General features: G+C 37.4%; 29 protein-coding genes and 1 tRNA gene. 10 read left to right on the top strand and 20 right to left on the bottom strand.

The genetic code is table 11. The features are described from left to right. Positions 1-33: 33 nt before the first annotated feature. The 6 genes from BBROOKSOX_RS02835 to BBROOKSOX_RS02810 all read left to right on the top strand — a co-directional run bounded on the left by BBROOKSOX_RS02835 (position 34) and on the right by BBROOKSOX_RS02810 (position 3,729). Entirely contained in the window at positions 34-714 is a 681-nt protein-coding gene (locus BBROOKSOX_RS02835; RefSeq protein WP_139659665.1) for a TatD family hydrolase, read from the top strand. Continuing rightward, complete coding sequence (locus BBROOKSOX_RS02830) at positions 714-1,454, top strand: tRNA threonylcarbamoyladenosine dehydratase (RefSeq protein ID WP_139659664.1); 741 nt, start codon at positions 714-716, stop codon at positions 1,452-1,454. The genes BBROOKSOX_RS02835 and BBROOKSOX_RS02830 overlap by 1 nt, the downstream gene beginning before the upstream one ends. Positions 1,455-1,494: 40 nt before the next feature. Further along, positions 1,495-1,571 (top strand) — tRNA-Pro (locus tag BBROOKSOX_RS02825). A 24-nt stretch (positions 1,572-1,595) separates the two neighbouring features. Then, the gene (locus tag BBROOKSOX_RS02820) at positions 1,596-2,147 is read left to right on the top strand and encodes a thioredoxin family protein (RefSeq protein WP_139659663.1); all 552 of its coding nucleotides are present in this window, start codon (positions 1,596-1,598) and stop codon (positions 2,145-2,147) included. Continuing rightward, positions 2,138-3,322 (top strand): NnrS family protein, encoded by a 1,185-nt coding sequence (locus BBROOKSOX_RS02815; RefSeq protein ID WP_139659662.1) that lies wholly within the window; start codon positions 2,138-2,140, stop codon positions 3,320-3,322. Before BBROOKSOX_RS02820 ends, BBROOKSOX_RS02815 begins: the two co-directional genes overlap by 10 nt. Positions 3,323-3,327: 5 nt before the next feature. Further along, positions 3,328-3,729 carry a hemerythrin domain-containing protein gene (locus BBROOKSOX_RS02810; protein WP_139659661.1) on the top strand — a complete coding sequence of 134 codons (402 nt, stop codon included), beginning with the start codon at positions 3,328-3,330 and terminating at the stop codon, positions 3,727-3,729. 49 nt (positions 3,730-3,778) lie between these two features. Here the strand turns inward: BBROOKSOX_RS02810 and BBROOKSOX_RS02805 are convergent, their stop codons facing one another. The 14 genes from BBROOKSOX_RS02805 to coxB all read right to left on the bottom strand — a co-directional run bounded on the left by BBROOKSOX_RS02805 (position 3,779) and on the right by coxB (position 14,135). Further along, complete coding sequence (locus BBROOKSOX_RS02805) at positions 3,779-4,036, bottom strand: hypothetical protein (protein WP_218973691.1); 258 nt, start codon at positions 4,034-4,036, stop codon at positions 3,779-3,781. An 80-nt stretch (positions 4,037-4,116) separates the two neighbouring features. After that, on the bottom strand, positions 4,117-4,626 hold the full coding sequence (locus BBROOKSOX_RS02800; protein ID WP_139699195.1) for a hypothetical protein: 510 nt from the start codon (positions 4,624-4,626) through the stop codon (positions 4,117-4,119). A 49-nt stretch (positions 4,627-4,675) separates the two neighbouring features. Beyond that, positions 4,676-5,032 carry a sulfur oxidation c-type cytochrome SoxX gene (gene soxX, locus BBROOKSOX_RS02795; RefSeq protein WP_257607738.1) on the bottom strand — a complete coding sequence of 119 codons (357 nt, stop codon included), beginning with the start codon at positions 5,030-5,032 and terminating at the stop codon, positions 4,676-4,678. 58 nt (positions 5,033-5,090) lie between these two features. After that, positions 5,091-5,969, bottom strand: a complete 879-nt coding sequence (gene ccoP / locus BBROOKSOX_RS02790) for a cytochrome-c oxidase, cbb3-type subunit III (RefSeq protein ID WP_139659658.1) — start codon at positions 5,967-5,969, stop codon at positions 5,091-5,093. Then, complete coding sequence (locus BBROOKSOX_RS02785) at positions 5,962-6,117, bottom strand: hypothetical protein (protein WP_180323822.1); 156 nt, start codon at positions 6,115-6,117, stop codon at positions 5,962-5,964. Before BBROOKSOX_RS02785 ends, ccoP begins: the two co-directional genes overlap by 8 nt. Continuing rightward, a complete protein-coding gene (gene ccoO / locus BBROOKSOX_RS02780) occupies positions 6,117-6,719 on the bottom strand; it encodes a cytochrome-c oxidase, cbb3-type subunit II (RefSeq protein WP_139659657.1) in 603 nt (200 codons plus the stop codon). The genes BBROOKSOX_RS02785 and ccoO overlap by 1 nt, the downstream gene beginning before the upstream one ends. Positions 6,720-6,729: 10 nt before the next feature. Further along, positions 6,730-8,169 (bottom strand): cytochrome-c oxidase, cbb3-type subunit I, encoded by a 1,440-nt coding sequence (ccoN, locus tag BBROOKSOX_RS02775; RefSeq protein ID WP_139659656.1) that lies wholly within the window; start codon positions 8,167-8,169, stop codon positions 6,730-6,732. Between the two features lie 4 nt (positions 8,170-8,173). Further along, positions 8,174-8,743 carry a Yip1 family protein gene (locus BBROOKSOX_RS02770; protein ID WP_139659655.1) on the bottom strand — a complete coding sequence of 190 codons (570 nt, stop codon included), beginning with the start codon at positions 8,741-8,743 and terminating at the stop codon, positions 8,174-8,176. A gap of 150 nt (positions 8,744-8,893) precedes the next feature. Then, the gene (locus BBROOKSOX_RS02765) at positions 8,894-9,529 is read right to left on the bottom strand and encodes an SURF1 family protein (protein ID WP_257607737.1); all 636 of its coding nucleotides are present in this window, start codon (positions 9,527-9,529) and stop codon (positions 8,894-8,896) included. Between the two features lie 56 nt (positions 9,530-9,585). Continuing rightward, positions 9,586-9,828 carry a twin transmembrane helix small protein gene (locus BBROOKSOX_RS02760; RefSeq protein WP_257607736.1) on the bottom strand — a complete coding sequence of 81 codons (243 nt, stop codon included), beginning with the start codon at positions 9,826-9,828 and terminating at the stop codon, positions 9,586-9,588. 56 nt (positions 9,829-9,884) lie between these two features. Then, positions 9,885-10,772: a cytochrome c oxidase subunit 3 gene (locus BBROOKSOX_RS02755; RefSeq protein ID WP_139659654.1), complete on the bottom strand. Its 888-nt coding sequence runs from the start codon at positions 10,770-10,772 to the stop codon at positions 9,885-9,887. A 21-nt stretch (positions 10,773-10,793) separates the two neighbouring features. Further along, complete coding sequence (locus BBROOKSOX_RS02750) at positions 10,794-11,315, bottom strand: cytochrome c oxidase assembly protein (protein WP_139659653.1); 522 nt, start codon at positions 11,313-11,315, stop codon at positions 10,794-10,796. A gap of 105 nt (positions 11,316-11,420) precedes the next feature. Continuing rightward, entirely contained in the window at positions 11,421-13,019 is a 1,599-nt protein-coding gene (gene ctaD / locus BBROOKSOX_RS02745) for a cytochrome c oxidase subunit I (RefSeq protein ID WP_139659652.1), read from the bottom strand. A gap of 15 nt (positions 13,020-13,034) precedes the next feature. Further along, positions 13,035-14,135 carry a cytochrome c oxidase subunit II gene (coxB, locus tag BBROOKSOX_RS02740; RefSeq protein ID WP_139659651.1) on the bottom strand — a complete coding sequence of 367 codons (1,101 nt, stop codon included), beginning with the start codon at positions 14,133-14,135 and terminating at the stop codon, positions 13,035-13,037. A gap of 189 nt (positions 14,136-14,324) precedes the next feature. Here coxB and BBROOKSOX_RS02735 point away from each other — a divergent pair, with 189 nt between their 5' ends. Then, positions 14,325-15,311 carry a COX15/CtaA family protein gene (locus BBROOKSOX_RS02735; RefSeq protein ID WP_139659650.1) on the top strand — a complete coding sequence of 329 codons (987 nt, stop codon included), beginning with the start codon at positions 14,325-14,327 and terminating at the stop codon, positions 15,309-15,311. On the opposite strand, the gene BBROOKSOX_RS02730 is transcribed toward BBROOKSOX_RS02735, so the two are convergent. From BBROOKSOX_RS02730 to BBROOKSOX_RS02720, 3 genes are read right to left on the bottom strand one after another with little or no spacing between them, the layout of a single operon-like run. Continuing rightward, positions 15,297-15,488 carry a DUF2970 domain-containing protein gene (locus BBROOKSOX_RS02730; protein WP_139659649.1) on the bottom strand — a complete coding sequence of 64 codons (192 nt, stop codon included), beginning with the start codon at positions 15,486-15,488 and terminating at the stop codon, positions 15,297-15,299. The two genes, BBROOKSOX_RS02735 and BBROOKSOX_RS02730, sit on opposite strands and share 15 nt — an antisense overlap. Positions 15,489-15,492: 4 nt before the next feature. After that, positions 15,493-16,377 (bottom strand): heme o synthase, encoded by an 885-nt coding sequence (gene cyoE, locus BBROOKSOX_RS02725; RefSeq protein ID WP_139659648.1) that lies wholly within the window; start codon positions 16,375-16,377, stop codon positions 15,493-15,495. An 18-nt stretch (positions 16,378-16,395) separates the two neighbouring features. Further along, the gene (locus BBROOKSOX_RS02720) at positions 16,396-16,929 is read right to left on the bottom strand and encodes a hypothetical protein (protein ID WP_139659647.1); all 534 of its coding nucleotides are present in this window, start codon (positions 16,927-16,929) and stop codon (positions 16,396-16,398) included. Between the two features lie 220 nt (positions 16,930-17,149). Between BBROOKSOX_RS02720 and BBROOKSOX_RS02715 the strand changes: the two genes are divergently transcribed. Both BBROOKSOX_RS02715 and BBROOKSOX_RS02710 read left to right on the top strand, forming a co-directional pair. Continuing rightward, complete coding sequence (locus BBROOKSOX_RS02715) at positions 17,150-18,955, top strand: DEAD/DEAH box helicase (protein ID WP_139659646.1); 1,806 nt, start codon at positions 17,150-17,152, stop codon at positions 18,953-18,955. Between the two features lie 166 nt (positions 18,956-19,121). Continuing rightward, positions 19,122-19,325: a cold-shock protein gene (locus BBROOKSOX_RS02710; protein ID WP_139659645.1), complete on the top strand. Its 204-nt coding sequence runs from the start codon at positions 19,122-19,124 to the stop codon at positions 19,323-19,325. A gap of 67 nt (positions 19,326-19,392) precedes the next feature. On the opposite strand, the gene BBROOKSOX_RS02705 is transcribed toward BBROOKSOX_RS02710, so the two are convergent. From BBROOKSOX_RS02705 to BBROOKSOX_RS02695, 3 genes are read right to left on the bottom strand one after another with little or no spacing between them, the layout of a single operon-like run. Continuing rightward, the gene (locus tag BBROOKSOX_RS02705) at positions 19,393-20,124 is read right to left on the bottom strand and encodes a LytR/AlgR family response regulator transcription factor (protein WP_139659644.1); all 732 of its coding nucleotides are present in this window, start codon (positions 20,122-20,124) and stop codon (positions 19,393-19,395) included. A 27-nt stretch (positions 20,125-20,151) separates the two neighbouring features. Further along, complete coding sequence (locus tag BBROOKSOX_RS02700) at positions 20,152-21,630, bottom strand: carotenoid oxygenase family protein (protein ID WP_139659643.1); 1,479 nt, start codon at positions 21,628-21,630, stop codon at positions 20,152-20,154. Then, positions 21,627-22,049: a DUF2141 domain-containing protein gene (locus tag BBROOKSOX_RS02695; RefSeq protein ID WP_139659642.1), complete on the bottom strand. Its 423-nt coding sequence runs from the start codon at positions 22,047-22,049 to the stop codon at positions 21,627-21,629. Before BBROOKSOX_RS02695 ends, BBROOKSOX_RS02700 begins: the two co-directional genes overlap by 4 nt. 271 nt (positions 22,050-22,320) lie before the next feature. Between BBROOKSOX_RS02695 and BBROOKSOX_RS02690 the strand changes: the two genes are divergently transcribed. Beyond that, the coding region (locus BBROOKSOX_RS02690) for an exonuclease domain-containing protein (RefSeq protein WP_257607740.1) at positions 22,321-22,481 on the top strand (161 nt) is incomplete at its 3' end.

The raw sequence follows: 22,481 nt of genomic DNA, 5'->3' as shown, positions 1-22,481 counted from the left end.
TTATTTGTTTATAAAAAAAATAACGACTATTATATGATTAATTCGCATGCACATTTAGATTTTGACGAAGTCAATGATAGGCACATTGCACAAAACGCAGTGGCAATTGTGCCAAGCGTCTCTAAGCAAAATTGGACTGATGTGCAATCGTATCCTTATTTTGCATTAGGCATTCACCCTTGGATGATAAAATTGCATCAACCACAAGACCTGGAACATTTGGAATATCTAATCAAATGTAACAACCCTGTTGCAATTGGCGAATGTGGTTTAGACTATGCTAGAGATATTGACAGGAAACAACAACGCCACTTCTTTGTTTCTCAATTAGAACTGGCACAAAAATATGACTTGCCCATTATCATCCATGCAGTTAAATCAACTGAAGATGTGATTTTCTTACTAAAAAAACACCCTAAAGTAACGGGGGAAATTCACGGATTCTCTGGCAGTGAGCAACAAGCAAACAGTTTAATAAAAATGGGGTTTTATTTAGGCTTTGGACTACAAATTACCAATCAACAATCCAAACGCCTGCGAGACATCGTAAAAAACCTACCAATAGAATCCCTATTAATTGAAACCGATGACCACCCCAACCCACAAGACTTGTCCATCGTGGCTGAGGAAATTGCCGAATTAAAACAAATATCGGTAGAAAAACTCATCACACAATGTGATAATAACGCCATTTCACTTTTTAGGCTTTCATGATGGGTGGCAGTTGCGCACGCACAGAAATATTACTTGGTCAGCAAGGCTTAGCGCGTTTGGCTGAATCACATGTATTGATTGCTGGACTTGGTGGCGTGGGTGGTGCTTGTGCTGAGGCTTTGTGTCGTGCGGGGATAGGCACATTAACGCTGGTTGATTTTGATATAGTGGAAAAGACCGACCTTAATCGACAACTAATCGCTTTGAACTCAACCTTAGGCAAATATAAAGTGGATGCTTTAACTGATAGATTGCACGATATTAACCCAGACACCCTTATTGTTAAACGCAATGAATTTATTGATGGCGCGAAAGCGCAAAATATTGCCATTGAAGCGGATTTGGATTTTGTTGCCGATTGCATTGATGCTATTGCTTACAAAACAGTATTGATTGACAGCTGTAATCAATCTGGCAAGCCGATTATTTCTAGCATGGGCGCAGGCGGGCGACTGGACCCCACCAAAGTAACAATCTCACGCATGGACAAAACCCAGAACTGCGCCTTAGCAAGAGAAATGCGTAAACAACTCAGACGCATTAGAGCCTCAATGAAATTTCCTGTGGTGCATTCTATTGAAATACCGATCAAAGCATTACCCCATCAAAAGGTGAGCGCAACCGATACGGCGCCTGCTGGTAGACCCAGAGCAGTCAATGGTGCAATCTCTTATATGCCTAATATTTTTGGGTTGATGATGGCAGGACATATTATCCAAACTTTACTCAAACAAAAATAGCGTATATTTAACAAAAAAATACGCTATGATAGTAGCTTTTCGGGGCATAGCGCAGTTTGGTAGCGCACCACACTGGGGGTGTGGTGGTCGCAGGTTCAAATCCTGCTGTCCCGACCAATTTTAAAATATAAAGGAAACACCATGGTGAGTACACAAACTCCAATTTGTGACTTTAACACACCAGCGATGGATTTCAACCTCAAAGGTGCAGATGGAAAAATACACAACTTAGCAAGTTGTAAAGGCAAAAATGGCTTACTGGTAATGTTCATTTGTAATCATTGTCCATATGTTAAAGCCATTATTGAGCGCATTATCAGAGACACTAAAGAATTGAAAGTATTAGGTTTAAATGCAGTTGCAATTATGTCTAACAACCCAGAAGAATATAGGGCAGACTCTTTTGAAAATATGCAAAAAATTGCCAAAGAAATGGCGTTTCCATTTCCTTATTTAATCGATGAAACTCAAGAAATTGCCAAAGCTTATGGTGCAGTTTGCACGCCAGACTTCTTTGGCTATAACGCCGATTTGAAGTTACAATATCGCGGTCGACTTGACGCCTCACGCAAAGAGACCATGCCAAACAATGTCAAGCGCGATTTGTTTGATGCAATGAGTCAAGTGGCAACCACTGGGCAAGGTCCAATAGAACAAACCCCCTCAATGGGTTGTTCAATCAAATGGAAATAAAGACTGTGTTAATTGAAGCTCAAAGCAAAATGCCGGCCTTCCTAAGGTCTGGTTTTAGAGTTTTATTTTTTGCTGCTGGACTAGGCTCGTCACTGTTAATGCTGGCTTGGTTGTTATTCTTTAGCAAGCAAATTAATGTTGAGTTTAATACACATTATTGGCATGCACATGAAATGATTTTTGGCTACACAATGGCTGTTATTGTGGGTTTTTTATTAACAGCAACTCAGAACTGGACAAAACTCAAAACAACGAACGGTTATCCCTTGTTATCTTTAGGCGTTGCGTGGTTGATTGCTAGAGTACTTTTTGTTATGGGTGATGATTATGTTTTTTATCAACTAATTGCTGATTTATATTTTTTAGTTTTCTCATTATTGTTTATAACCACGCCTATTATCAAAGCAAAAAACTGGCAAAACTTAGCTATTTTTTTTAAGTTATTGACCTTTACCATTGCCAATATTTTATTTTATTTAGGTGCTTTAGGCTACATAGAAAATGGACAATACTTAGGCATTTATATTGCCTTTTATACTGTAGTTGCGCTTATTTTGATGATGATACGCAGACTGATTCCAGTCTTTATTGAGCATACTGTATCAAGGGACATCAAGCTCAAAAATTCTAAATTCCTAGATTTAAGTAGCATGGTCTTATTTGTTGTATTTGCTATTGATATTATTTTCTTTAAAACAGCAATAACGCAAATTAGTGCCTTACTCTTATTTATTATCCATAGCATCAGAATGTTCTATTGGTATGATAGCGAAATTTGGAATAAGCCATTGCTCTGGGGTTTGTATGTTGCCTATGGCATGATTAATTTAGCCTTCTTATTAACAGTTATTGATCACTTTATAACCTTACCAATCAATGTGGCAATACACAGTTTTGCTATTGCTATTGGACTTATAACACTCAGCATGATGAGTAGAGTTAGCCTTGGTCATACTGGCAGAAATGTCTTTGCACCACCCAAGGCGCTCAGTATTATTTTTTCTATGCTGATAGCTGCTTTTATATTTAGGGTTATTGCTGTTATATTTTGGAGCGAATATTATCAACAATTTATTATCATTGCTCAATTATTTTGGATAATTGCCTTTGGTTTATTTGTCTATATATACAGTAAGATGTTTTTTCAAAAAAGAGTTGATGGCTCGTTTGGATAACAAAAATGCAGATACCTCAGCAATTAATAGCATTAACAAAAGAACACCATCTATCTCTGTCACTCGCCAATAAGGCAATTAATGCAAAAAATCTAGACAATGAAGGGGTAATATGTCAATTAATAACAAAAACCTTTGAACGAAATTTTTTAGCCCATTTTAATTTTGAAGAACAATACATCTTACCATTACTCATACAAAATAATCAACAAGATTGTCAGCGTATAGTGGACGAACACAAGCTATTACTAGAATTAGCAAAAAATATTAATCCAGCCACTCTATTAAAATTTGGAGCGTTACTTAGAGAGCACACTAGATTTGAAGACAGGACGCTGTTTAAGAAAATACCTATGGAGAGTTTAAATAAAATACCACCACATGAAAACAACCACTTGAAGTTGTGATACTATTAAAATTCTAAACTTAATAGCACTTAAATTCTTAGAAAACAATCTAACTGTGTGCCTGAATTTTTACCCTTGAGTGTCGTTTATTGTGTTTAACCAGAACCACTAGGCCAATAATTTGAGCCAGTATTAAGGACACTGCAAATATTGCAAATCCTGGCGTGATAAACATATCTGATGAAAAAATCAGCAAGTTTATTAAATTAACAACAATAGCAATAATGCCCAACCAAAATCCCCAACCAACAGCAAACACAGCAAAAATAACAGAATAAAGCGTCGTCCAAACATCAAATTTTGGCATAGAAATAGCCAATATAGCTAAGATAAATGCGATGAGTCCAAAGATAAATGCGATGCGTCCAAATATTAAGTTCATTTTTTTTAGCGACCTTTAGGTAAAATATTTTTCTCAAATGGAAAAGAAATCTTCCAAACTTTACTGTCTTTTATTACAATTATATGTGCAATCCAGTGCATTTTTGAAAGCGAGCATATCGCCAGAAAACCTTTGCCTGAAAAATGCGTGTCATTTTTTTTATACAAGCGATATTCTGGCGTGATTGTGTCAATTTCAATACCTTCAAAAACAATAGAGGCAGTGTCAATTCTTTCTCCCTGAGTGTCAATAAAAATACTTAATGTATCTGTTTCTGGAATACCTCTTGGTAGGATATTAACCTTAATACTGGTATCCTTGTCTAGTGCTACTATACAACTGGTTTTGGCTATTTGGCAATCATCTACTTGAATATACTGAGCAATCTGATGCTCATCCCAATGCATAATAGAATACACTGCCAAAGAGATAAGTGCCAATAAAATTATAGCAACAGCAACGACAGGATTGTGTTTCAAATAATTACCCATCATTGACTTTTGGTGATTATTCATCATTATGCAAAAGTCTCAAATAGAAATCATCATTATCTGTGCAAGGACTTCACAAAGTATAAATAAAATCTGTTACTTTATCAATTTGCTCTTCAGTTAATATTTTATGTTGACCAAATGGCATCATAATAGAATTGGCATTTCTGTCTCCTGCATTCCAAATAATTGCTCGTAATACGGCTTTATCTGGAAATCTTTGTTTCATAGAAAATAGCGTAGGTCCAATATTGCCTGTTTGCGTGCCGCCTTGAATAAAGTGACATGCTAAACAATTTCCATGCATTCTACTAAATACAATTGAACAATTTTCAATGCTTGTTGGATAAGTATTCTGACATAATTTTTCTGCCGTTCTAAGTGCGGCATCTTTTGCATCATCTGCAAAACTTAAAGTGACAACGCTCATCACTATAAACGATACTAAGAACTTTACCAATATAGGAAAATATTGACCTTTCAAAACACTAACTATTTTTCTTTAACCAAGCCACCAACAATTTAATCTGTAAGGTTGTTAGTCTGTCTTTATGTGCTGGCATAACACCCCTTCTACCAAATCTAATTGATGTCTTAATAGAATCTAAATCGCCACCATAAATCCAAGCACTGTCGCCTAAATTGGGTGCACCAAATATTGGATTACCTTGTAAATTTACACCATGACAACCCGCACAAACTTGCTTGTATTTTGCTTGGCCAGCTGCGTGTTTTTCCTCATCAAAAGTATTATCAGAAATACTTTTGACATAGTTAGCAACATTAGTTACACCCTTTTCTTTTAACATTGGACCCCAAGCTGGCATTATTGCCTTTCTACCATGCGTGATCGTTTGAGTAATTTGCGCCTCTGAACCACCCCAAAACCAAGCTTGGTCAGTTAAATTTGGAAAGTTAGTCTGACCTTTCCCATCTTTATCGTGGCAAGATTGACAATATTGTGAAAATGTGTTTTTTGCCAAACGCATTGCCTTAGGGTCTTTTTGTAAAGTTGCCATATCAGCTTGTTTTAGCGTATTGAGTTCTTGGTAATATTCATGCTCAAAGTCTGCTTTATGTTCAACATACTCCTGCGCAAGATTTGACTGTAGCAAGCCTTTATAATTGCCAAAACTTGGATAAAAAATCATATAAAACACGGCAAAAATTGCCGCACTAATACCCAGCCAAAACCACCATGAAGGTGCTGGATTGATACCTTCTTCTAAGGTTTCATCCCAACTCACATCGTGATCATCTATCGCTTTACTAAAATGGACACCAATACCTAATGTTAATAAATAAATCAATCCGCCAGCAGTTAATATAACGACAACGCTTTGCCAAAAAAAAGGTAAATTACTCATGTTTTTCTCCTGTTACTTCTTCATCCAATAAGGGGATATTCATACAATAATCTTGTGATTCTTTACTTTGCCTCATCAGCATCCACATAGTCAAGACAATCATAAACCCCATGGCTACCATATCGCCAATTAGAATAAATTTCCACATTAGCGAAAAGTCCCCAATACTTGTAGGTAAGAAATCACTGCTTCTAACTCTGTTTTTCCGTTAATTGCTTGCTCTGCTTGTTTAATTTCTTCGTCAGTATAAGGATGCCCATACCATTTAAGCAATTCCAACTTGGCAACAATATCCTTTGAATCAACCTTATTTTTAGCCAACCAAGGATAGGCGGGCATAATGGATTGAGGCACTACCGCCCTAGGGTTGATTAAATGCAATTCATGCCACTTATCGCTATATTTGCCTCCCAACCTCGCTATGTCAGGACCCGTTCGTTTTGAGCCCCATAAAAATGGACGATCATAAATATGTTCGCCAGCTTTTGAAGCTGGACCATAACGCATCACTTCTGCCACCAATGGTCGCACTTGTTGACTATGGCAACCCACGCAACCTTCACGAATGTAAATATCTCTGCCTGTTAGTTGTAATGCCGTATATGGTTTCACATTTTCTGTGCCCTTATGCAGTGATTCGTCAAATAGATTTGGCACAATTTGTACAAAGCCACCAATTGAGGCGACAATCAAAATGCCAAATATTAACAGTGCTGAATTACTTTCAATGGTTCTATGTAGTTTTAACATTTCAATTCTCCTAAATTTCGTTACCAGGGTGCACTTTTGGTATTTTTACTAAGACGGGTAAATTGTGTTTACTGCTTGCATAAGTTTTATACAAATTATAAGACATTAGTAATGTACCTGATAAGAACATCAAACCTCCCGCTAAGCGCATCCAGTGATAAGGAATAGTAACAACCACAATATCAATAAAACTATAATTAAGTTGCCCATAATCATTAATGGATAGATTCATAATACCTTGTGCTACGCCTGATGCCCACAACGCCACAATATAAATTAATACGCCCATCAATGCCAGCCAAAAATGTATATTCGCCAATCGTTTGCTATATAAATCTGAGGCACCTACCAACTTAGGCACCAAGAAGTAAAGCGTACCAAAGGTTACAAAAGCATTCCAACCTAAGGCACCTGAGTGTACATGGCCTACTGTCCAATCAGTGTAATGACTAATAACATTGACACTCTTGATTGCCAACATAGGACCTTCAAAAGTAGACAAAGCATAAAAAATCATTGATACAACCACAAACTTCATACCTGGATCACTGCGTAACTTGTCCCAAGCACCACTCATGGTCATCACTGCATTTAACATCGTCGCCCAAGAAGGCAAAATTAAAATAATACTCATTGCCATTGCTGCTGTCATTAACCAATCAGGAATAGAAGTGTAATGCAAGTGATGTGGTCCTACCCAAATATAGGTATAAACGAACGCCCAAAAGGCAATGACGGAAAGACGATAACTCCAAACTGGTCTGCCCGCTTGTTTGGGTAGCGTGTAATAAAACATACCTAGAAATCCTGCTGTTAAGAAGAAGCCAACGGCATTGTGTCCATACCACCATTGCACGATCGCATCTTGAGCACCCTCATACACTGTATAAGATTGAAACCAACTATAAGGGATTGCTAAGTTGTTAACAATATGCAACATTGCTACCACAATAATCAGTGCCCCATAAAACCAATTAGACACATAAATTGGACGAATTTTTCGAATAGCCAATGTGCCAAAAAATACAATACCAAAACTCACCCAAACAATCGCAACTGCAATATCAACCGGCCATTCAAATTCAGCGTATTCCTTAGTACTGGTATAACCCATTAACAAACTTGCCACACCAACTGCCACACCAATCTGCCAGCCAATCGCTACAATCCACGCCAGTTTTGGTGCAAATAGACGCACATGACAAGTACGCTGTACACTGTAAAATGCTGTTGCAATCAACGCCGACCCGCCAAAACCAAAAATAACAGCATTGGTGTGGAATGGACGCAAACGCCCAAAGGTAATCTGTGCAATGTCAAAGTTTAGCCAAGGCATTACTAACTCAGATGCTAGATACGCACCTGCGCTCATGCCAATAATTGCCCAAATCATGGTGCAAAATATCAAGAAAACAGTGGCAGAATCTGTATAGTGAGAATTGTTATTCATAAAATTAAACTCCTAAATTAGGGCCGATACCGTGAACCCAAGCAATGGCACTAAGGCCTAACAAAGAAATGCCAGCAGTTGATATGAAACCAAACAGTGAGCAACCCATAAAAATACCTCGATCATAATCTGTTTTTAACAACAGGGGGATAGAGGTAAATAATAAATACCCGCTTAACGCAAAAACTGGAGGGAGAACAATCACATGAAACAAAAGCGAAGGATATAAATGCGCAATACCCGCCAACATAATCGGTGTAGTAACAACAGTAACAACTGCAAAAGCACCGTTTAGCGTTGCCTTCGGTGCATAGACTGCAGACATCCATTTAATGATCAATGCAGTGATAAAAAAACCAGCAACAAGTGCCAAGAAATAAAAAATAGCAATGGAAAGTGATTGCACAATACTTAGACGAATCGGATCGGATATACCTAACGACCAGCCATAATAATGCATACCAAAAAAAGCACTAACAGGAGGGATAAGAATCAGCCAAATTGAAAAGCCAAAAAATAATTTGGCTGACGAATATTCGGCACTAACTAAGCGTTCAATCGTTTTTTGTATCATAATAACCTTGCTCTATCTATGTCTTAATTTGAATTATAGCATATTATCATTATATTATAATATAATTTTATTTTAAAGTGATATTTTTAAGGGCTTTTTACATAATGATGAATGATTAGCGAAGCCCTTAAAGCTTAAATGAGTGTGGTATTAGTTTTTGCTATTTTTTACCAACAGTCTGATTGCAATAAAACTTAGCACAAGCGCCATTAAGAACCACTGCAGGGCATAACCTAAATGTTTATCAACACTGCCGTAAAATGGTCGCCATTGTCGATAAAATCCATTGTTTGATTTAATATCTAATTGCGCTAACATCGGAACAAGTTGGTCACCTAATAAATGTGAGAGTCGCCCTATATTCAAGGATTGGATCAGCATTGGGAATGCTGCGTTATGGTTTTGTTTAAACTTAATGCGCTCTTTAGGTTTAATCAACTTTACTTGAATACTGGTTTTAGTTTCACGGATGGTGATATCGGCTAATTTTTCACGATTACCATACCACGGCACAAAACCACGATTAACCAAGATGGTTGTTTTGTTGTCCAATATAAAAGGCGTTAAGACATAATATCCAGCATTACCGTTAACAATCTGATTGTCATAGATAAATTGTTTGTCGTTATCATAGTGTCCTTCAAGTAAAACTTGGTGGTGTTCTTTTTGCATTAAAACATCACTGCGGGTAACCAACTCAGCAGGATTTGATAATGCCAAAACAATAGCATGCTCAATTGCGCGTTTTTCATCGGCACGATCTAATTGCCAAAATCCTAATAACAATAAACCCCATATTGTAAGGACAATTAATATGCTAGGTAGAATAAATCTGCGTTTAATCACTTTTGTATAGGTGCTTGTATAGTTGGCGCATCAAATACAACTGCATTGGGTTGTATCCAACCCATATAACCTGAAAATATCACAAAGATAAATAAAGCAACCGATAAAGCAACACGAGTTACTAAGGATTTAAACATTTTATCCGAACCTTGGCTTCCGCCTTTAAGTAACCCCATAAGCCCAAAACCCAACGCAATTAATATGGCAATAATAACAACAATGATTAATACTTCTATCATAAAACCCCTATAAAAAAGACTCCAAACGGAGCCTTCTTATTATATCTGCTTAACTATTACAGCCAGTAAACAAATATAAATAAACCGAGCCATACCACATCTACAAAATGCCAATACCAAGCAACGCCCTCAAAGCCAAAATGGTTATCAGCAGTAAAATGACCTTTTTGTATACGATATAAAATGACCGTCAGCATAATTACACCAACGGTTACATGGAATCCGTGAAAGCCAGTCAGCATATAAAAAGTTGAGCCATAAATACCTGAAGTTAACTTCAAGCCATCATGATATGCATGACCGTATTCCATAATTTGAAAACCTAGAAAAGCCGATCCTAATGCAATGGTTGCCACTAACCAGCCAATAATTTGATGGCGATGACCAGCACGCAGGGCATGATGAGCAAAGGTTAAAGTAACACCTGATAGCAATAACAACAATGTGTTAAGTGCTGGCAAGCCCCAAGTATTGACCAATTGCGTTGGCACCGACATTTCAACACCAGATTGTAAAGTTGCACCCGGTGTTGTGAAAGCAATTGCATCCCATCCTGTTTTAAAGCCATTCCACAATTCTGGCGTGTATATGTTATTGTCTGCACCGCCTAACCAAGGCACTGAAAGTTGCCTTGCATAGAACAACGCACCAAAAAAGGCAGCAAAAAACATCACTTCAGAAAAGATAAACCAACTCATTCCCCAACGAAATGAACGGTCAACTTGACTGTTGTAAATGCCACTAACACTCTCGTTAACGACTTGACCAAGCCAGCCAAACATCATAAACACTGTAATCGCAAAACCAAGTGCCATCACTGAGCCGCCCCATTCTACCCCATGCATTTGATTGGCAAAACCCACAAATAATGTTGCGATGCCAATTGAGCCAATAATTGGCCAGTATGTGCCGTGTGGCACATAATATGCTTGCTCTTTACTCATATCACCTCTCCTCATTTTTTTCTATTTTTTAAGTTTAAAAAAATTATAAGACAAACTTATATCTTTTATTCGTTTGTCCAATTCTGGTTCAACCACGAACCTTAAAGTCATTTCTACTTCTTCGTGTGGCTTGAATACCTGTTTATTAAAACAAAAGCACTCCAGCTTCTTAAAATATAGCGCCGCATCTGTTGGTGCCACACTCGGTATCGCTTGCCCAACAATCGTTTCGTCAGTATTATTCTTAGCAATATAACTGGCGGTGTAAAACTTACCAGGTACGATTGTCATCGAATTCACCTTGGGCCCAAACTGCACTGGGAAGCCACCCATCGTCATAGCAAAAAAACTAACCTCAACTTTACGATTTTCATTAATTGCATATTGTTGCTCACTGTCTATTCTGCCTGTGGTGCCGTTAAATCCAGTAATCTCACAAAAAACAGTATAGATGGGTACCATTGCATAAGCAAAGGCAAACATCAATATTGGCGCTGAAACTAACTTAATCCAGAACTTTTTTGTTATCTTTTTTTGCTCCATATTAGCCAATCGGGTTATATAGCACGATGGTGGCTACAAATACTCCTATTGCTATAGCGCCAAAAATAATCGCAGTCTTAACAGCGCCTTTTCTTTTATCTTCCATTAAGAATTCTGAGACTCAGCCTCAATTAGCTTTCTTGATGGTGGTGTATTAAAACTGTGATATTGCGCTTTTGGCTCTAATGTCCACTCCAAGCCTTTTGCGCCTTCCCAAGGTCGTGCACTGGCTGGCTTACCATTGCGAATACAATCAATCACAATATAAGTTAATAAGATGAACGATGCACCAAATGCAAAACCACCAATGGAAGAAATAAAGTTAAAGTCTGCAAACTGTAATGAATAATCAGGAATTCGTCTTGGCATACCTGCAAGACCCAAGAAATGCTGAGGGAAGAACAAGACATTCACTGAAATAACCGCCCACCAGAAGTGCACTTTGGCTAATTTCTCGTTATACATTTTTCCTGTCCATTTAGGTAACCAATAAAAGGTTGCTGCAATGATTGACCACAATGCACCTGTTACTAATACATAGTGGAAATGTGCAACCACAAAGTAAGTGTCATGATATTGAATATCTGCTGGCGCAATACCCAACATCAAACCAGAGAAACCACCAATCGTGAATAAGAATACAAAAGATATTGCCCATAACATGGGTGCTTCAAATGTCATTGACCCTCTCCACATTGTAGACACCCAGTTAAACACTTTAACGCCTGTAGGCACTGCAATTAACATAGTGGCATACATAAAGTACAGCTCGCCTGCGACTGGCATACCTGTTAAGAACATATGGTGTGCCCATACAATATAGGACAAGAATGCAATTGATGCGGTTGCATATACCATTGACGAATAACCAAATAACGGCTTACGCGCGAAGGTTGGAATAATATGAGAAACCACACCAAATGCTGGCAAAATCATAATGTAGACCTCAGGATGTCCAAAGAACCAAAAGATATGCTGGAACATGACTGGGTCACCGCCACCCGTTGCATCAAAAAATGCGGTACCAAAGTTACGGTCCGTTAACATCATCGTTACCGCACCTGCTAATACTGGCATCGCACCAATGAGTAGGAATGAAGTAATCAACCAAGTCCATACAAATAATGGCATATCCATTAACTTCATCTCAGGTGCACGCATGTTAAGCACGGTTGCAATAATATTAATCGCACCCATAATTGATGAGAAGCCTAACAAGTGAACTGCGAAAATAAAGAAGTCCGTGCTATCGGGTGCAAATGTTGTTGATAGGGGCGCATAGAATGTCCAACCAAATGCTGGCGCACCGCCTTCCATAAAGAATGTGCTTAAAAGAATTCCACCCGCAAATGGTAAAATCCAAAATGACCAGTTATTCATACGAGGCAATGCCATATCAGGTGCACCTACCATCATTGGAATGAGCCAATTACCCAAACCAACAAAGGCGGGCATAATCGCACCAAATACCATAATCAGACCATGCATCGTAGTCAGTTGATTAAAGAACTGTGGTTCCATCAATTGTAGTCCTGGCTGTAATAATTCAGCACGAATGCCCATTGCAAATGCACCGCCTATTAATAACATCGTAAAGGCAAACCACATGTAAAGAGAGCCAATATCTTTATGGTTCGTTGTTTTAATCCATCGCATTAAGCCTTTTTCAGGTCCGTGATGATGTTCGTCGTGTGTTGTTGTCATATCTATTCTCCTTGATTATCGTGCAGATTTAACATCTGAGGGTTGAACAACACTACCTGTGTTGCCAAAAGCATTTCTTTCATAAGTCATTACCGCTGCTAAATCCACATCATTTAGTATTTTAAATACTGGCATAGCTCCTTTACCATGAAGCACAATGTTTATGTGGTCAGCTACAGGACCGTTAGCAATTTTAGAGCCTTTCATTGCTGGGAATACAGGTGGCAATCCTAAACCTGTTTTTTGATGACAAGCGGCACAGTTAGCATTATAAACCGTTTCACCTTTTGCCATCAAATCAGCCTTCGACCAAGTTTTAGTAGCACTTGCTACCACTGCTGCCTTGGCAGCTTGTTGCTTAACGACCCATTTTTTATAATCTGCTTTAGAAACCACATCAACCACAATTGGCATAAAACCGTGGTCTTTGCCGCATAACTCAGCACATTGCCCGCGGTATGTGCCAATTTTGTCAATCTTGGCCCATGCATCATTAATAAAACCAGGATTGGCATCTTGTTTAACGCCAAAATCACGAACCCACCAATTGTGAATAACATCATTAGAGGTGATTAAGAAACGAATTGAGGTGTCTACCGGCAAAACTAAACGCTTATCAACATTCAATAAATAGTTATCGGCATTCTCACGCCCTGCGTCTGTGCCATTCACTGCATCTCTAGAATCTTGTGATAAATTTGAAATGAAACTAATGCCCTCTTTGGGATAATCATACTGCCATTTCCACTGATGACCTGTGATTTTAATACTCATCTCAGCTTTGGTTGTGTCTTCCAAATCAATCAATACTTTTGATGCTGGAACCGCCATACCAATCAAAATAATGATTGGAACAACTGTCCAAACCAACTCTGCTTTGGTGCTTTCATGAAAGTTTGCCGCTACTGCACCTTTTGATTGCCTGTGTGCATATAATGAATAAAACATTGCACCAAACACCACAATAGCAATAGCAACCGACACCCAAAAAACCATCATATGTAAACCATAAATATCACGGCTGACTGAGGTTACTCCCTCGGTCATATTCACCCCATATTCAGCAAACGCATTAAAATTTAATAACAATCCAAATGCTACTACTAGTTTTTTCATTACTTCTCCCTAGAACTTTAATTTAATAAAATATGCATTATTCATAATAAATAATAATTTGCAAGTCCATAATAATTTAGTAATATATTAATGTAATAATGTGGTAATACAATAATATTGTAATGTATTATTATGGCTATAAAAAATAAGTATATTACCTCTCTTGCTTTTTTAACTCTCATAGTCCAAATGTTTAAAAAATTACTAAAAACATCTCTTGTTCTTGCATTTATTGTTGTTATTCTAGGTGCTTATACACGCCTTGGTGATGCGGGGCTAGGTTGCCCCGATTGGCCCACTTGTTATGGACACTTGATTGTACCAGACCATGTTGATGGTACAAAAATTGAAGGCTATGAACGCCCACTTGAAGCCACTAAAGGCTGGAAAGAAATGCTACATCGCTATGCTGCATCCTTGCTAGGGCTGGCTATCTTGGTGTTGTTTTTTCTGGCCATTAAAAGAAAAACAGGACGCCCACAGTCGCTTGGATTGCCTGCATTTACCGCCTTATTTGTTATGTTACAAGGTGCTTTTGGTATGTGGACAGTTACCTTGTTGGTTCACCCTGGTATCGTTACCACACATCTTATTGGTGGCTTTGTTACCACTGCTTTACTAACATGGTTACTACTCAATCAAGGTAATCCGTCTATTACTTATCGACATATTTTAAAAAGACACAAACTGTTATTAATAATAACTTTATTTATTTTAAGTGTACAAATTATTCTAGGTGGCTGGACTTCCACTAATTACGCAGCGCTGTCTTGTGGTGAAGAATTTCCAAAATGCTTAGGATCTTGGTGGCCAACAATGGATTTTATCAATGCATTACATTGGGGTCCAATTGGCGTAGAGCATAACTATGAATATGGCATATTAGAAAATCCAGCCCGTGCTGGCATTCAAATGATGCACCGAATTGGTGCGTTGATTACCACGCTGTTTACCATTACCTTAATCTATTCGTTTAAAGTTTATCCACACCTAAAGGGCAATTTGGCTATGATTGGTAGCTTATTGGCAATACAAATAATATTAGGAATTTTAAATGTGGTGTGGTCAATACCAATGGCAATTGCAACCTTGCACAATACCGTGGCATTATTATTACTGCTCAGCATTATTACGCTGATACACAAGGTGTTTAAACCGCCATTAAGCCAACACTAACTTGACAACAACAATCACCGCACCAATAAAGCCAACAGTCATAATCAAGCCAACAATAATATAAGGCCATGGACCTTGTTTTTCTGTGCGTTCAAAGTCCTTAATAAGGTCTTCTCTTTTGCCGACGCCAATCATGGCTGAAGTTACTGCTTTAAATACCTGTCCTAATCCTTTCATTATTCTATCCTAGTGTCATTAACCAATAATGGTCAATAAGTAACGCCACAAATAACAACATTAAATAATTAACCGAAAACATAAAAGTGCGCCAAGCGATCTGATTATCACCTGGATTTTTGTAAATTCTAATCGCATATGCCAAAAATATAAAGCCCAAAATTAAAGCTGAAGCAAGATAAATCAACCCTGACATACCTGACAAATAAGGCAACAAGGTAACCAATATTAATAATATCGTATAAAACAAAATTTGTACCCTAGTATAAGCCAAACCATGCGTAACTGGCAACATCGGCACATCGACCTTTCGATACTCCTCTACCCGAAAAATTGCCAATGCCCAAAAATGTGGCGGCGTCCAAACAAATACAATCAAAAACAACAATAAAGCATACTCAATATTTTGTGTACCTGCGATTGAAGTCCAACCTAAAATCGGCGGCGCTGCCCCTGCTGCACCGCCAATCACAATATTTTGTGGCGTAGCGCGTTTGAGATACATCGTATAGATCACGGCGTAACCAATCAGAGAGATAAAAGTCAATACCATAGTAATAGTATTCACAAATAACTGCAAAATACCCAAACCAATCACCCCTAAAAACACCCCCCATGCCAACGCCTGATTGCGACTCACTTTGCCTTGCGGTAAAGGTCGTTGATGGGTGCGAGACATTTGAAGATCAATTTGCTCATCAACAATATGATTAAACACCGCCGCTGATGCTGACGCCAAACCAATACCAAGAGAGGCAAGCGCAACCAATATTAAGTCAGGAAAATATGGCGCAGGCACTGCCAAAAACATGCCAACAACCGCTGTTAGCAATATTAGTGCTACTACTTTAAGTTTACAAAGTCCAAGTAAATCGCTAAATGATGGCATAAGTCTTTGCTCTATTGGTTAACCGATACGCGAATATTTAAACAAACGCTGAAGGTCCTTAATCACCCGTTTAATCTCTAAAGATTGAGGATTGTAACGCAACATTACATTGCCCAGTGGGTCAATCAAGAACAAACTATTATCTGGAAATTTTCTTAATTTCTGTTGTAATTTATTACTTGGCTTAGCAATTAACAAACCTGTCTTTTGTAAATTTCTGGTGCCACTAATCAATAACAATCTTTGCACACGGCGCATATTTTCATTCATCAAAGTACGGATAGTTTTCATATCTTTTAGGGTTTTTTCGCAAGCATTATCGCAAGTATTTGTTACATAAGTTAGCGTCCACAGTCCTTGCAAATCGCCTTGAGTGTCCTCAGAAAACACCACATCTTGTTTTTGCGTGGTAATAATAGGATTAACAAACTCACCGTAATTAACGGTATTACCCGTAAAGGCAGTTGGATTCCAATAGAAAAATGCCGTGCCCAGTGCAATTGGCAACACAAACGAAGCCAACAACACCCACAATTCTTTTTTAGAATTCATAAAAAACCTTGCTTTCAAAGCATAAAATGATACGCTAAAGCCTGACTTTTATGCTATTTTTTGCATTGTTAGCTTAATACCAACAATACCGTGTTAATCAAAATAAATAAATCATGGCTAGGAACCTTTGTATAAATATACATAATCATCCAAAATCCACTCTTAGTTTGCTGACGCTCTCAGTGTATAATTGCGCTCTTTTCCTATCTACCAAACAACTATGTCTGACACCCAAGAAAGCAAAAAATCACAAGCAAAATTTAGTGATTTAGGTCTATCTGATGCTATTTTAAAAGTATTGGATTCCATTGGCTATGAAACGCCTTCACCGATTCAAGAGCAATGTATCACTTACTTACTCAATGGTCATGATGTTATTGGTCAGGCACAAACAGGTACAGGAAAAACGGCAGCCTTTGCCTTGCCGTTGATTGACCAGATTGATATAAAACTCAACGCACCACAACTGCTTATCTTAGCGCCCACGCGCGAATTGGCTATTCAAGTCTCAGAAGCGGTGCAAACTTATGCACGCGGTATGAAAGGCTTCCATGTATTGCCTATTTATGGTGGGCAATCCTACGATGTGCAGCTACGCCCACTCAAGCGTGGGGTTCATGCAGTCGTTGGCACACCAGGTCGTGTAATGGATCATATTAAACGCGGCACTTTAAAACTGGATAATTTAAAATCATTCGTCTTGGATGAAGCCGACGAAATGCTAAAGATGGGTTTTATTGATGATATTAAATGGGTGATGGAGCACATTCCACAAGAGCGTCAAATCGCCCTATTCTCAGCAACGATGCCATCTGTCATCAAGAAAGTAGCAGAAAAATTTCTCAATCAGCCAAAGATTGTTAAGGTTAAAACCAAAACAGAAACAGCAACAACGATTACACAAAAATATTGCATGGTGGGTGGCTTGTCGCAAAAGTTAGAGGCTTTAACCCGTATTCTTGAGGTTATCACCTTTGATGCAATGATTATTTTTACGAAAACTAAAACCATGACCGTTGAGCTAGCAGAAAAACTTTCTGCGCGTGGCTTTTCAGCAGAAGCCATTAATGGTGATATTCAACAAACTCAGCGTGAACGCATTATTAATAATTATAAAAAAGGTAAGATTGACATCCTTGTTGCTACTGATGTGGCAGCACGAGGCTTAGATGTTGAGCGTATCTCACATGTGGTTAATTACGATATTCCACATGACCCTGAATCTTATGTGCATCGTATTGGTAGAACGGGTCGTGCAGGTCGAACGGGTGAGGCGATTTTATTTGTATCAAATCGTGAAAGACGCATGCTCAGCACCATTGAACGGGTTACGCGTCAAAAGATTGCCCCTCTTGAATTGCCAACAGCTAAGATTATTAATGCCAAGCGTGTTGAAACATTCAAACAAAACATAGCGCAAACCATTAACAACCAGAATTTAGAAATATTTGAAAAGTTAGTCACTGAATTCCAAACAGAAAATCCAGCAATTGAATCATCGAAAATTGCCTCTGCATTGGCATTTATCGCACAAGGTAGCGAGCCATTACTCATCTCAGATAAAGCGCAAAGTTTTGGCAGAGAGCAAACACAAGGCGAGGCAAAAACACTCTCAACCAAAGCCACGCCTTTAAAAGACCATCCACAAATTCCAATGTGTCGCTATCGTATTGAGGTGGGCAATAACAACAATGTGAAACCCGGAAATATTTTAGGTTCAATTGCCAATGAAGCTGATATGGACAGTGAATATATTGGTTCAATTCAGATTTTTGATGATTGCTCAACCATTGATTTACCTGATGAAATGCCTAACGAAGTATTAAAAATGTTGCAAAAAACTGTGGTTTGTGGCAAACGCCTAAATATGACAGAACTCACTGAAAAGAATAATAAAGCAACAACTGACGGGAATAAACCAAGCAATAAGAAACGCACAACTGGGCGCAAAAAATTCTCCAGAAACCATAAACGAGACAATGAAAAAAGTAACAGACGCGGGAAAAAGCCTAAATTTTCACGATAATTTGAAATTTCTTTACACAAACGCTCAACTATCGTTAAAATAGAAAGCGCTGGTAAGAATACAGCTGCTGTTTATTGTTATGTGTATTGATTGTTTTATATCAACTACAAGTTATAAAGGTGGTGATTTTTTTTCGGTGTTTTTTTTATAATTTATAGGAGACAAAATGTCTACAACAGGAACAGTCAAATGGTTTGACGCAAAAAAAGGTTTTGGTTTTATTGAGCAAGAAAGTGGTGACGATGTATTCGTTCACTTCCGTGCTATTGAAGGCGACGGTTACAAATCACTAGACGAAGGTCAAGAAGTAGAATTCGATTTAGAAGATGGTGACAAAGGTCCACAAGCAGCAAACGTTATTCCAAAATAACACCGTTGTTTGTGAATTTAAAAACCCGGCTATATGCCGGGTTTTTTGTTAATGAACAAATGAATATTTACATTTTTTTAAACAAATGTAGGTGATTACGACTAATAGGAAGCGCTTGGCCACTAGACAAATAAACCATTAATTTATCCTGTTCATTCTTAGAAACTTGACTAATAAAACTTATGTTAACAATACTACTACGATGAATTTGCCAAAAATAATTAGTATCTAGCTGCGTAATTAAAGTTTTAATGCCCGTGGTAATTAAATATTCTCTACCTTTGCTATAAACACAAGTGTATTTTTGTTGTGCTTGAAAATATTCAATCTCTTTTACATTAAGCAAAAATATGTTGCCTTTGCTATCAGCTGTTTTGACCCAGTGCAATTTTTTATGACCAACACTTAATTTTCTTTTAATTTTATCCAGTGCTTCTTGGTTATCTAAACGACTGAAATACAACCAAGAAATCAGCACAGCAACAACACTAAAGAATAAAGCAGGGTAAATGATTAAGTAAGTTAAGTCAATGCCAAAGATAAGGCGATGACCAATAAATGCAATCATCAAACCAAACAATAAGCCCATCAAAGAGTGTGAAATAATTTTGCCAATATCATTTGAATACTGTTCAAAGGGTATCAAAAAATTAGCCCCTAAAACACTCAATCCAATACTATGTGAAATAAACAACAAAGAATTAAAATCAATATTACCCAGCAATAAGAACAATAATACTGCAATGAGTGTATTAAAGATAAGGGTAATAAACAGTGGTATTAAAAATTTCTTTTGCATAGACGGATGATAATAAATATCGCATTTTTAGCCATTAATAAACTTCCCATGAAACCCCAAAGGCAAAACATAAGGTAATTTTGCCACAGCAACAGGACCATCGTTTAATTTTTTAGCGTTAAAAATATTGACTTTAGTGCATTTTTCCCCGTAATCCAGCGTTGTACCCACCACCCAATCATTACCGCGTGCATCTTTGATCAGTAAATGCTCTTCTGCCAATTGCTGAGTATAAGAAAAATATTGCTCTTTTCCTGTTTGATAATTATTTATTGCTACAGAATTGTAAAAAAGTTCACCTCGTTGCTGTAATGAAACTACTTGTGTGTGCACTAACCCTGTCTCATTGATATCAATACTTGGAAACTCGTTATAAATATTGCTAAGCTTTTCTTCAATCACTGTGTTTTTTTCTAAATTAAGTCGTACTCGATATGGATAGGCTTCCGTAAATTTATTGCTTCTACCACGCATTACCTCGGTAAAAGCATTAAAAATATCAGCATTAGGGTAACGCATAGATTCAAAAACCACTTCATTATCTTGCTCATATGCATTAACAAAATGAAAGACAAATTGTGCTGGCAGTTCAAAAGTTTTCTGAATATTTAAAGTGTCTTTATCAATTAACCAAACAATTGTCGCTTGATCCTTGTCAAAATAATGTGCCTCTAAAAAACTATGCTTATTCATAAATTTAGCTTTATCAAAACGAAAGGATGGCAGTAATAAAACTAAATATTTTTTAGTGATCATAAAATCATGCACCATTGGTACATTTTTAATAGGAAGGACTTTAGATTGCTTGAGTTTGCCACGACTATCAAGATGCCATAACACAATAGCATTATTTAAACTGGCGTAACCAATATTCCAAATAGAACCATCTTGATCTTGACGATAATGCGCTCCGAATGGTAAGCCTTTGGTTTGTGGCGACCATGATTGAATGCCAATCGTTGCTAAGGTTTTAGGATTTATCTCATAAGCGCTGCCTCCCTCCCACAAAGCAAACAAACGCTTATTTAATGGCAATAAACTAATATTCGCAACATTGATTTTATCCACATTAGTAATACGCCTTGGTAGATAAGTGCCAAAAGTTTGAAACAACATTTTTTGTTGTCGTTTTTCAGTCAAATATTTATGTGTATCAACCATTTTGCCGAAATGTGAAATTTTTCCATTGGCAATGTGAAATTTTTGCACCATCCCATCACCGTCAAACCAATGATGATAGCGTTTGCCATAGACTTCATTTTGTGCAGGACCATTACGATAAAAATAACCGTTTAAATATTGTGGAATTTTCCCCTTAACTTCAAGGGCTCCAGTTTGCAGTGTTTCTTGATTTGTACCTTGCCAACCGATAAGCCATGGTTTAATTTTAAGGTTTTGATTAAAGGCTGTTATCCATTCGTCTTGTTGGGCAAATGACAAATGTGGAAATACCAAACTGCTGAGTGCGAAACCTCCAGTTGAGCGTATAAATTCCCTTCTATTCATCGAATCAACGCCACATTAAGCTTAATAGTTTCTTGCTCACCATTAACAATAAAACTAGCCTCTTTAAAGGTTGGTTTGCCAAAATTACCAACAACATTGTTTGAAAATCCATAACCCTCATTCGGCATCCCAAGAAGATTGGTGCTGAGTTTATTGTCATTATCTACATCATGAAAAATAGAAAGTGCATAAGTACCAGCATCAACATCACTAATGATAATTTTATGCTTAGAGGTAGATATTTTTTTTCTAGCGCTAAAAACACTATTTGATTTATCGTCTTTATTATAAGTGTCTTTAGTATCAAGTGCGATTGACAATTTACCAGCGATTGGTTTGATATTGCTAATATTTATTTCAATATTTGTCGCATAAGACAAACTTGAAACCAACAATAAAGAAAGTGTTATTTTTTTCATTTTGATTATCCTTAGAATGATAGAAACTCCTATTGTAAATAAAATCAACTTTTTTATTTTACAAACAGACAAACGGACATTTTTTAGGATAAAGGGGCTTACAACCTTACTTTCTAACAACTATTGACACAAAGATCTGAGCTCTATACTATAGTTTTGAGACTTTTAGCATTTTCATTATTAATTCTCCATAAAATTGCAAAAGAGTTTGAATCAGGTATTATTAGCCAACAAAAAGTTACACTTAGAATTTGAATTTAGGATCACAACTATGAAAACATTTTATTGGTATGATTTTGAGACTTTTGGTATCAATCCAAAGACAGATAGAATTTCACAATTTGCAGGTATTCGCACAGATGAAACTCTTAACATTTTAGATGAGCAAATGTTTTACTGCAAGCCAACTAACGATTGTATGCCGTCACCTGA

The organism is bacterium endosymbiont of Bathymodiolus sp. 5 South, from assembly GCF_900128535.1.
Lineage (GTDB): Bacteria > Pseudomonadota > Gammaproteobacteria > PS1 > Pseudothioglobaceae > Thiodubiliella.
Note: the sequence above shows the minus strand (reverse complement) of the source record. Positions and strands in the feature narration are given on the sequence as shown.

Coding starts and splice junctions, on each gene's coding strand:
- BBROOKSOX_RS02835 (WP_139659665.1), top strand. CDS start 34: ATGATTAATTCGCATGCACATTTAGATTTTGACGAAGTCAATGATAGG.
- BBROOKSOX_RS02830 (WP_139659664.1), top strand. CDS start 714: ATGGGTGGCAGTTGCGCACGCACAGAAATATTACTTGGTCAGCAAGGC.
- BBROOKSOX_RS02820 (WP_139659663.1), top strand. CDS start 1,596: ATGGTGAGTACACAAACTCCAATTTGTGACTTTAACACACCAGCGATG.
- BBROOKSOX_RS02815 (WP_139659662.1), top strand. CDS start 2,138: ATGGAAATAAAGACTGTGTTAATTGAAGCTCAAAGCAAAATGCCGGCC.
- BBROOKSOX_RS02810 (WP_139659661.1), top strand. CDS start 3,328: ATGCAGATACCTCAGCAATTAATAGCATTAACAAAAGAACACCATCTA.
- BBROOKSOX_RS02805 (WP_218973691.1), bottom strand. CDS start 4,036: ATGCCAAAATTTGATGTTTGGACGACGCTTTATTCTGTTATTTTTGCT.
- BBROOKSOX_RS02800 (WP_139699195.1), bottom strand. CDS start 4,626: ATGAATAATCACCAAAAGTCAATGATGGGTAATTATTTGAAACACAAT.
- soxX (WP_257607738.1), bottom strand. CDS start 5,032: ATGAGCGTTGTCACTTTAAGTTTTGCAGATGATGCAAAAGATGCCGCA.
- ccoP (WP_139659658.1), bottom strand. CDS start 5,969: ATGAGTAATTTACCTTTTTTTTGGCAAAGCGTTGTCGTTATATTAACT.
- BBROOKSOX_RS02785 (WP_180323822.1), bottom strand. CDS start 6,117: ATGTGGAAATTTATTCTAATTGGCGATATGGTAGCCATGGGGTTTATG.
- ccoO (WP_139659657.1), bottom strand. CDS start 6,719: ATGTTAAAACTACATAGAACCATTGAAAGTAATTCAGCACTGTTAATA.
- ccoN (WP_139659656.1), bottom strand. CDS start 8,169: ATGAATAACAATTCTCACTATACAGATTCTGCCACTGTTTTCTTGATA.
- BBROOKSOX_RS02770 (WP_139659655.1), bottom strand. CDS start 8,743: ATGATACAAAAAACGATTGAACGCTTAGTTAGTGCCGAATATTCGTCA.
- BBROOKSOX_RS02760 (WP_257607736.1), bottom strand. CDS start 9,828: ATGATAGAAGTATTAATCATTGTTGTTATTATTGCCATATTAATTGCG.
- BBROOKSOX_RS02755 (WP_139659654.1), bottom strand. CDS start 10,772: ATGAGTAAAGAGCAAGCATATTATGTGCCACACGGCACATACTGGCCA.
- BBROOKSOX_RS02750 (WP_139659653.1), bottom strand. CDS start 11,315: ATGGAGCAAAAAAAGATAACAAAAAAGTTCTGGATTAAGTTAGTTTCA.
- ctaD (WP_139659652.1), bottom strand. CDS start 13,019: ATGACAACAACACACGACGAACATCATCACGGACCTGAAAAAGGCTTA.
- coxB (WP_139659651.1), bottom strand. CDS start 14,135: ATGAAAAAACTAGTAGTAGCATTTGGATTGTTATTAAATTTTAATGCG.
- BBROOKSOX_RS02735 (WP_139659650.1), top strand. CDS start 14,325: ATGTTTAAAAAATTACTAAAAACATCTCTTGTTCTTGCATTTATTGTT.
- BBROOKSOX_RS02730 (WP_139659649.1), bottom strand. CDS start 15,488: ATGAAAGGATTAGGACAGGTATTTAAAGCAGTAACTTCAGCCATGATT.
- cyoE (WP_139659648.1), bottom strand. CDS start 16,377: ATGCCATCATTTAGCGATTTACTTGGACTTTGTAAACTTAAAGTAGTA.
- BBROOKSOX_RS02720 (WP_139659647.1), bottom strand. CDS start 16,929: ATGAATTCTAAAAAAGAATTGTGGGTGTTGTTGGCTTCGTTTGTGTTG.
- BBROOKSOX_RS02715 (WP_139659646.1), top strand. CDS start 17,150: ATGTCTGACACCCAAGAAAGCAAAAAATCACAAGCAAAATTTAGTGAT.
- BBROOKSOX_RS02710 (WP_139659645.1), top strand. CDS start 19,122: ATGTCTACAACAGGAACAGTCAAATGGTTTGACGCAAAAAAAGGTTTT.
- BBROOKSOX_RS02705 (WP_139659644.1), bottom strand. CDS start 20,124: ATGCAAAAGAAATTTTTAATACCACTGTTTATTACCCTTATCTTTAAT.
- BBROOKSOX_RS02700 (WP_139659643.1), bottom strand. CDS start 21,630: ATGAATAGAAGGGAATTTATACGCTCAACTGGAGGTTTCGCACTCAGC.
- BBROOKSOX_RS02695 (WP_139659642.1), bottom strand. CDS start 22,049: ATGAAAAAAATAACACTTTCTTTATTGTTGGTTTCAAGTTTGTCTTAT.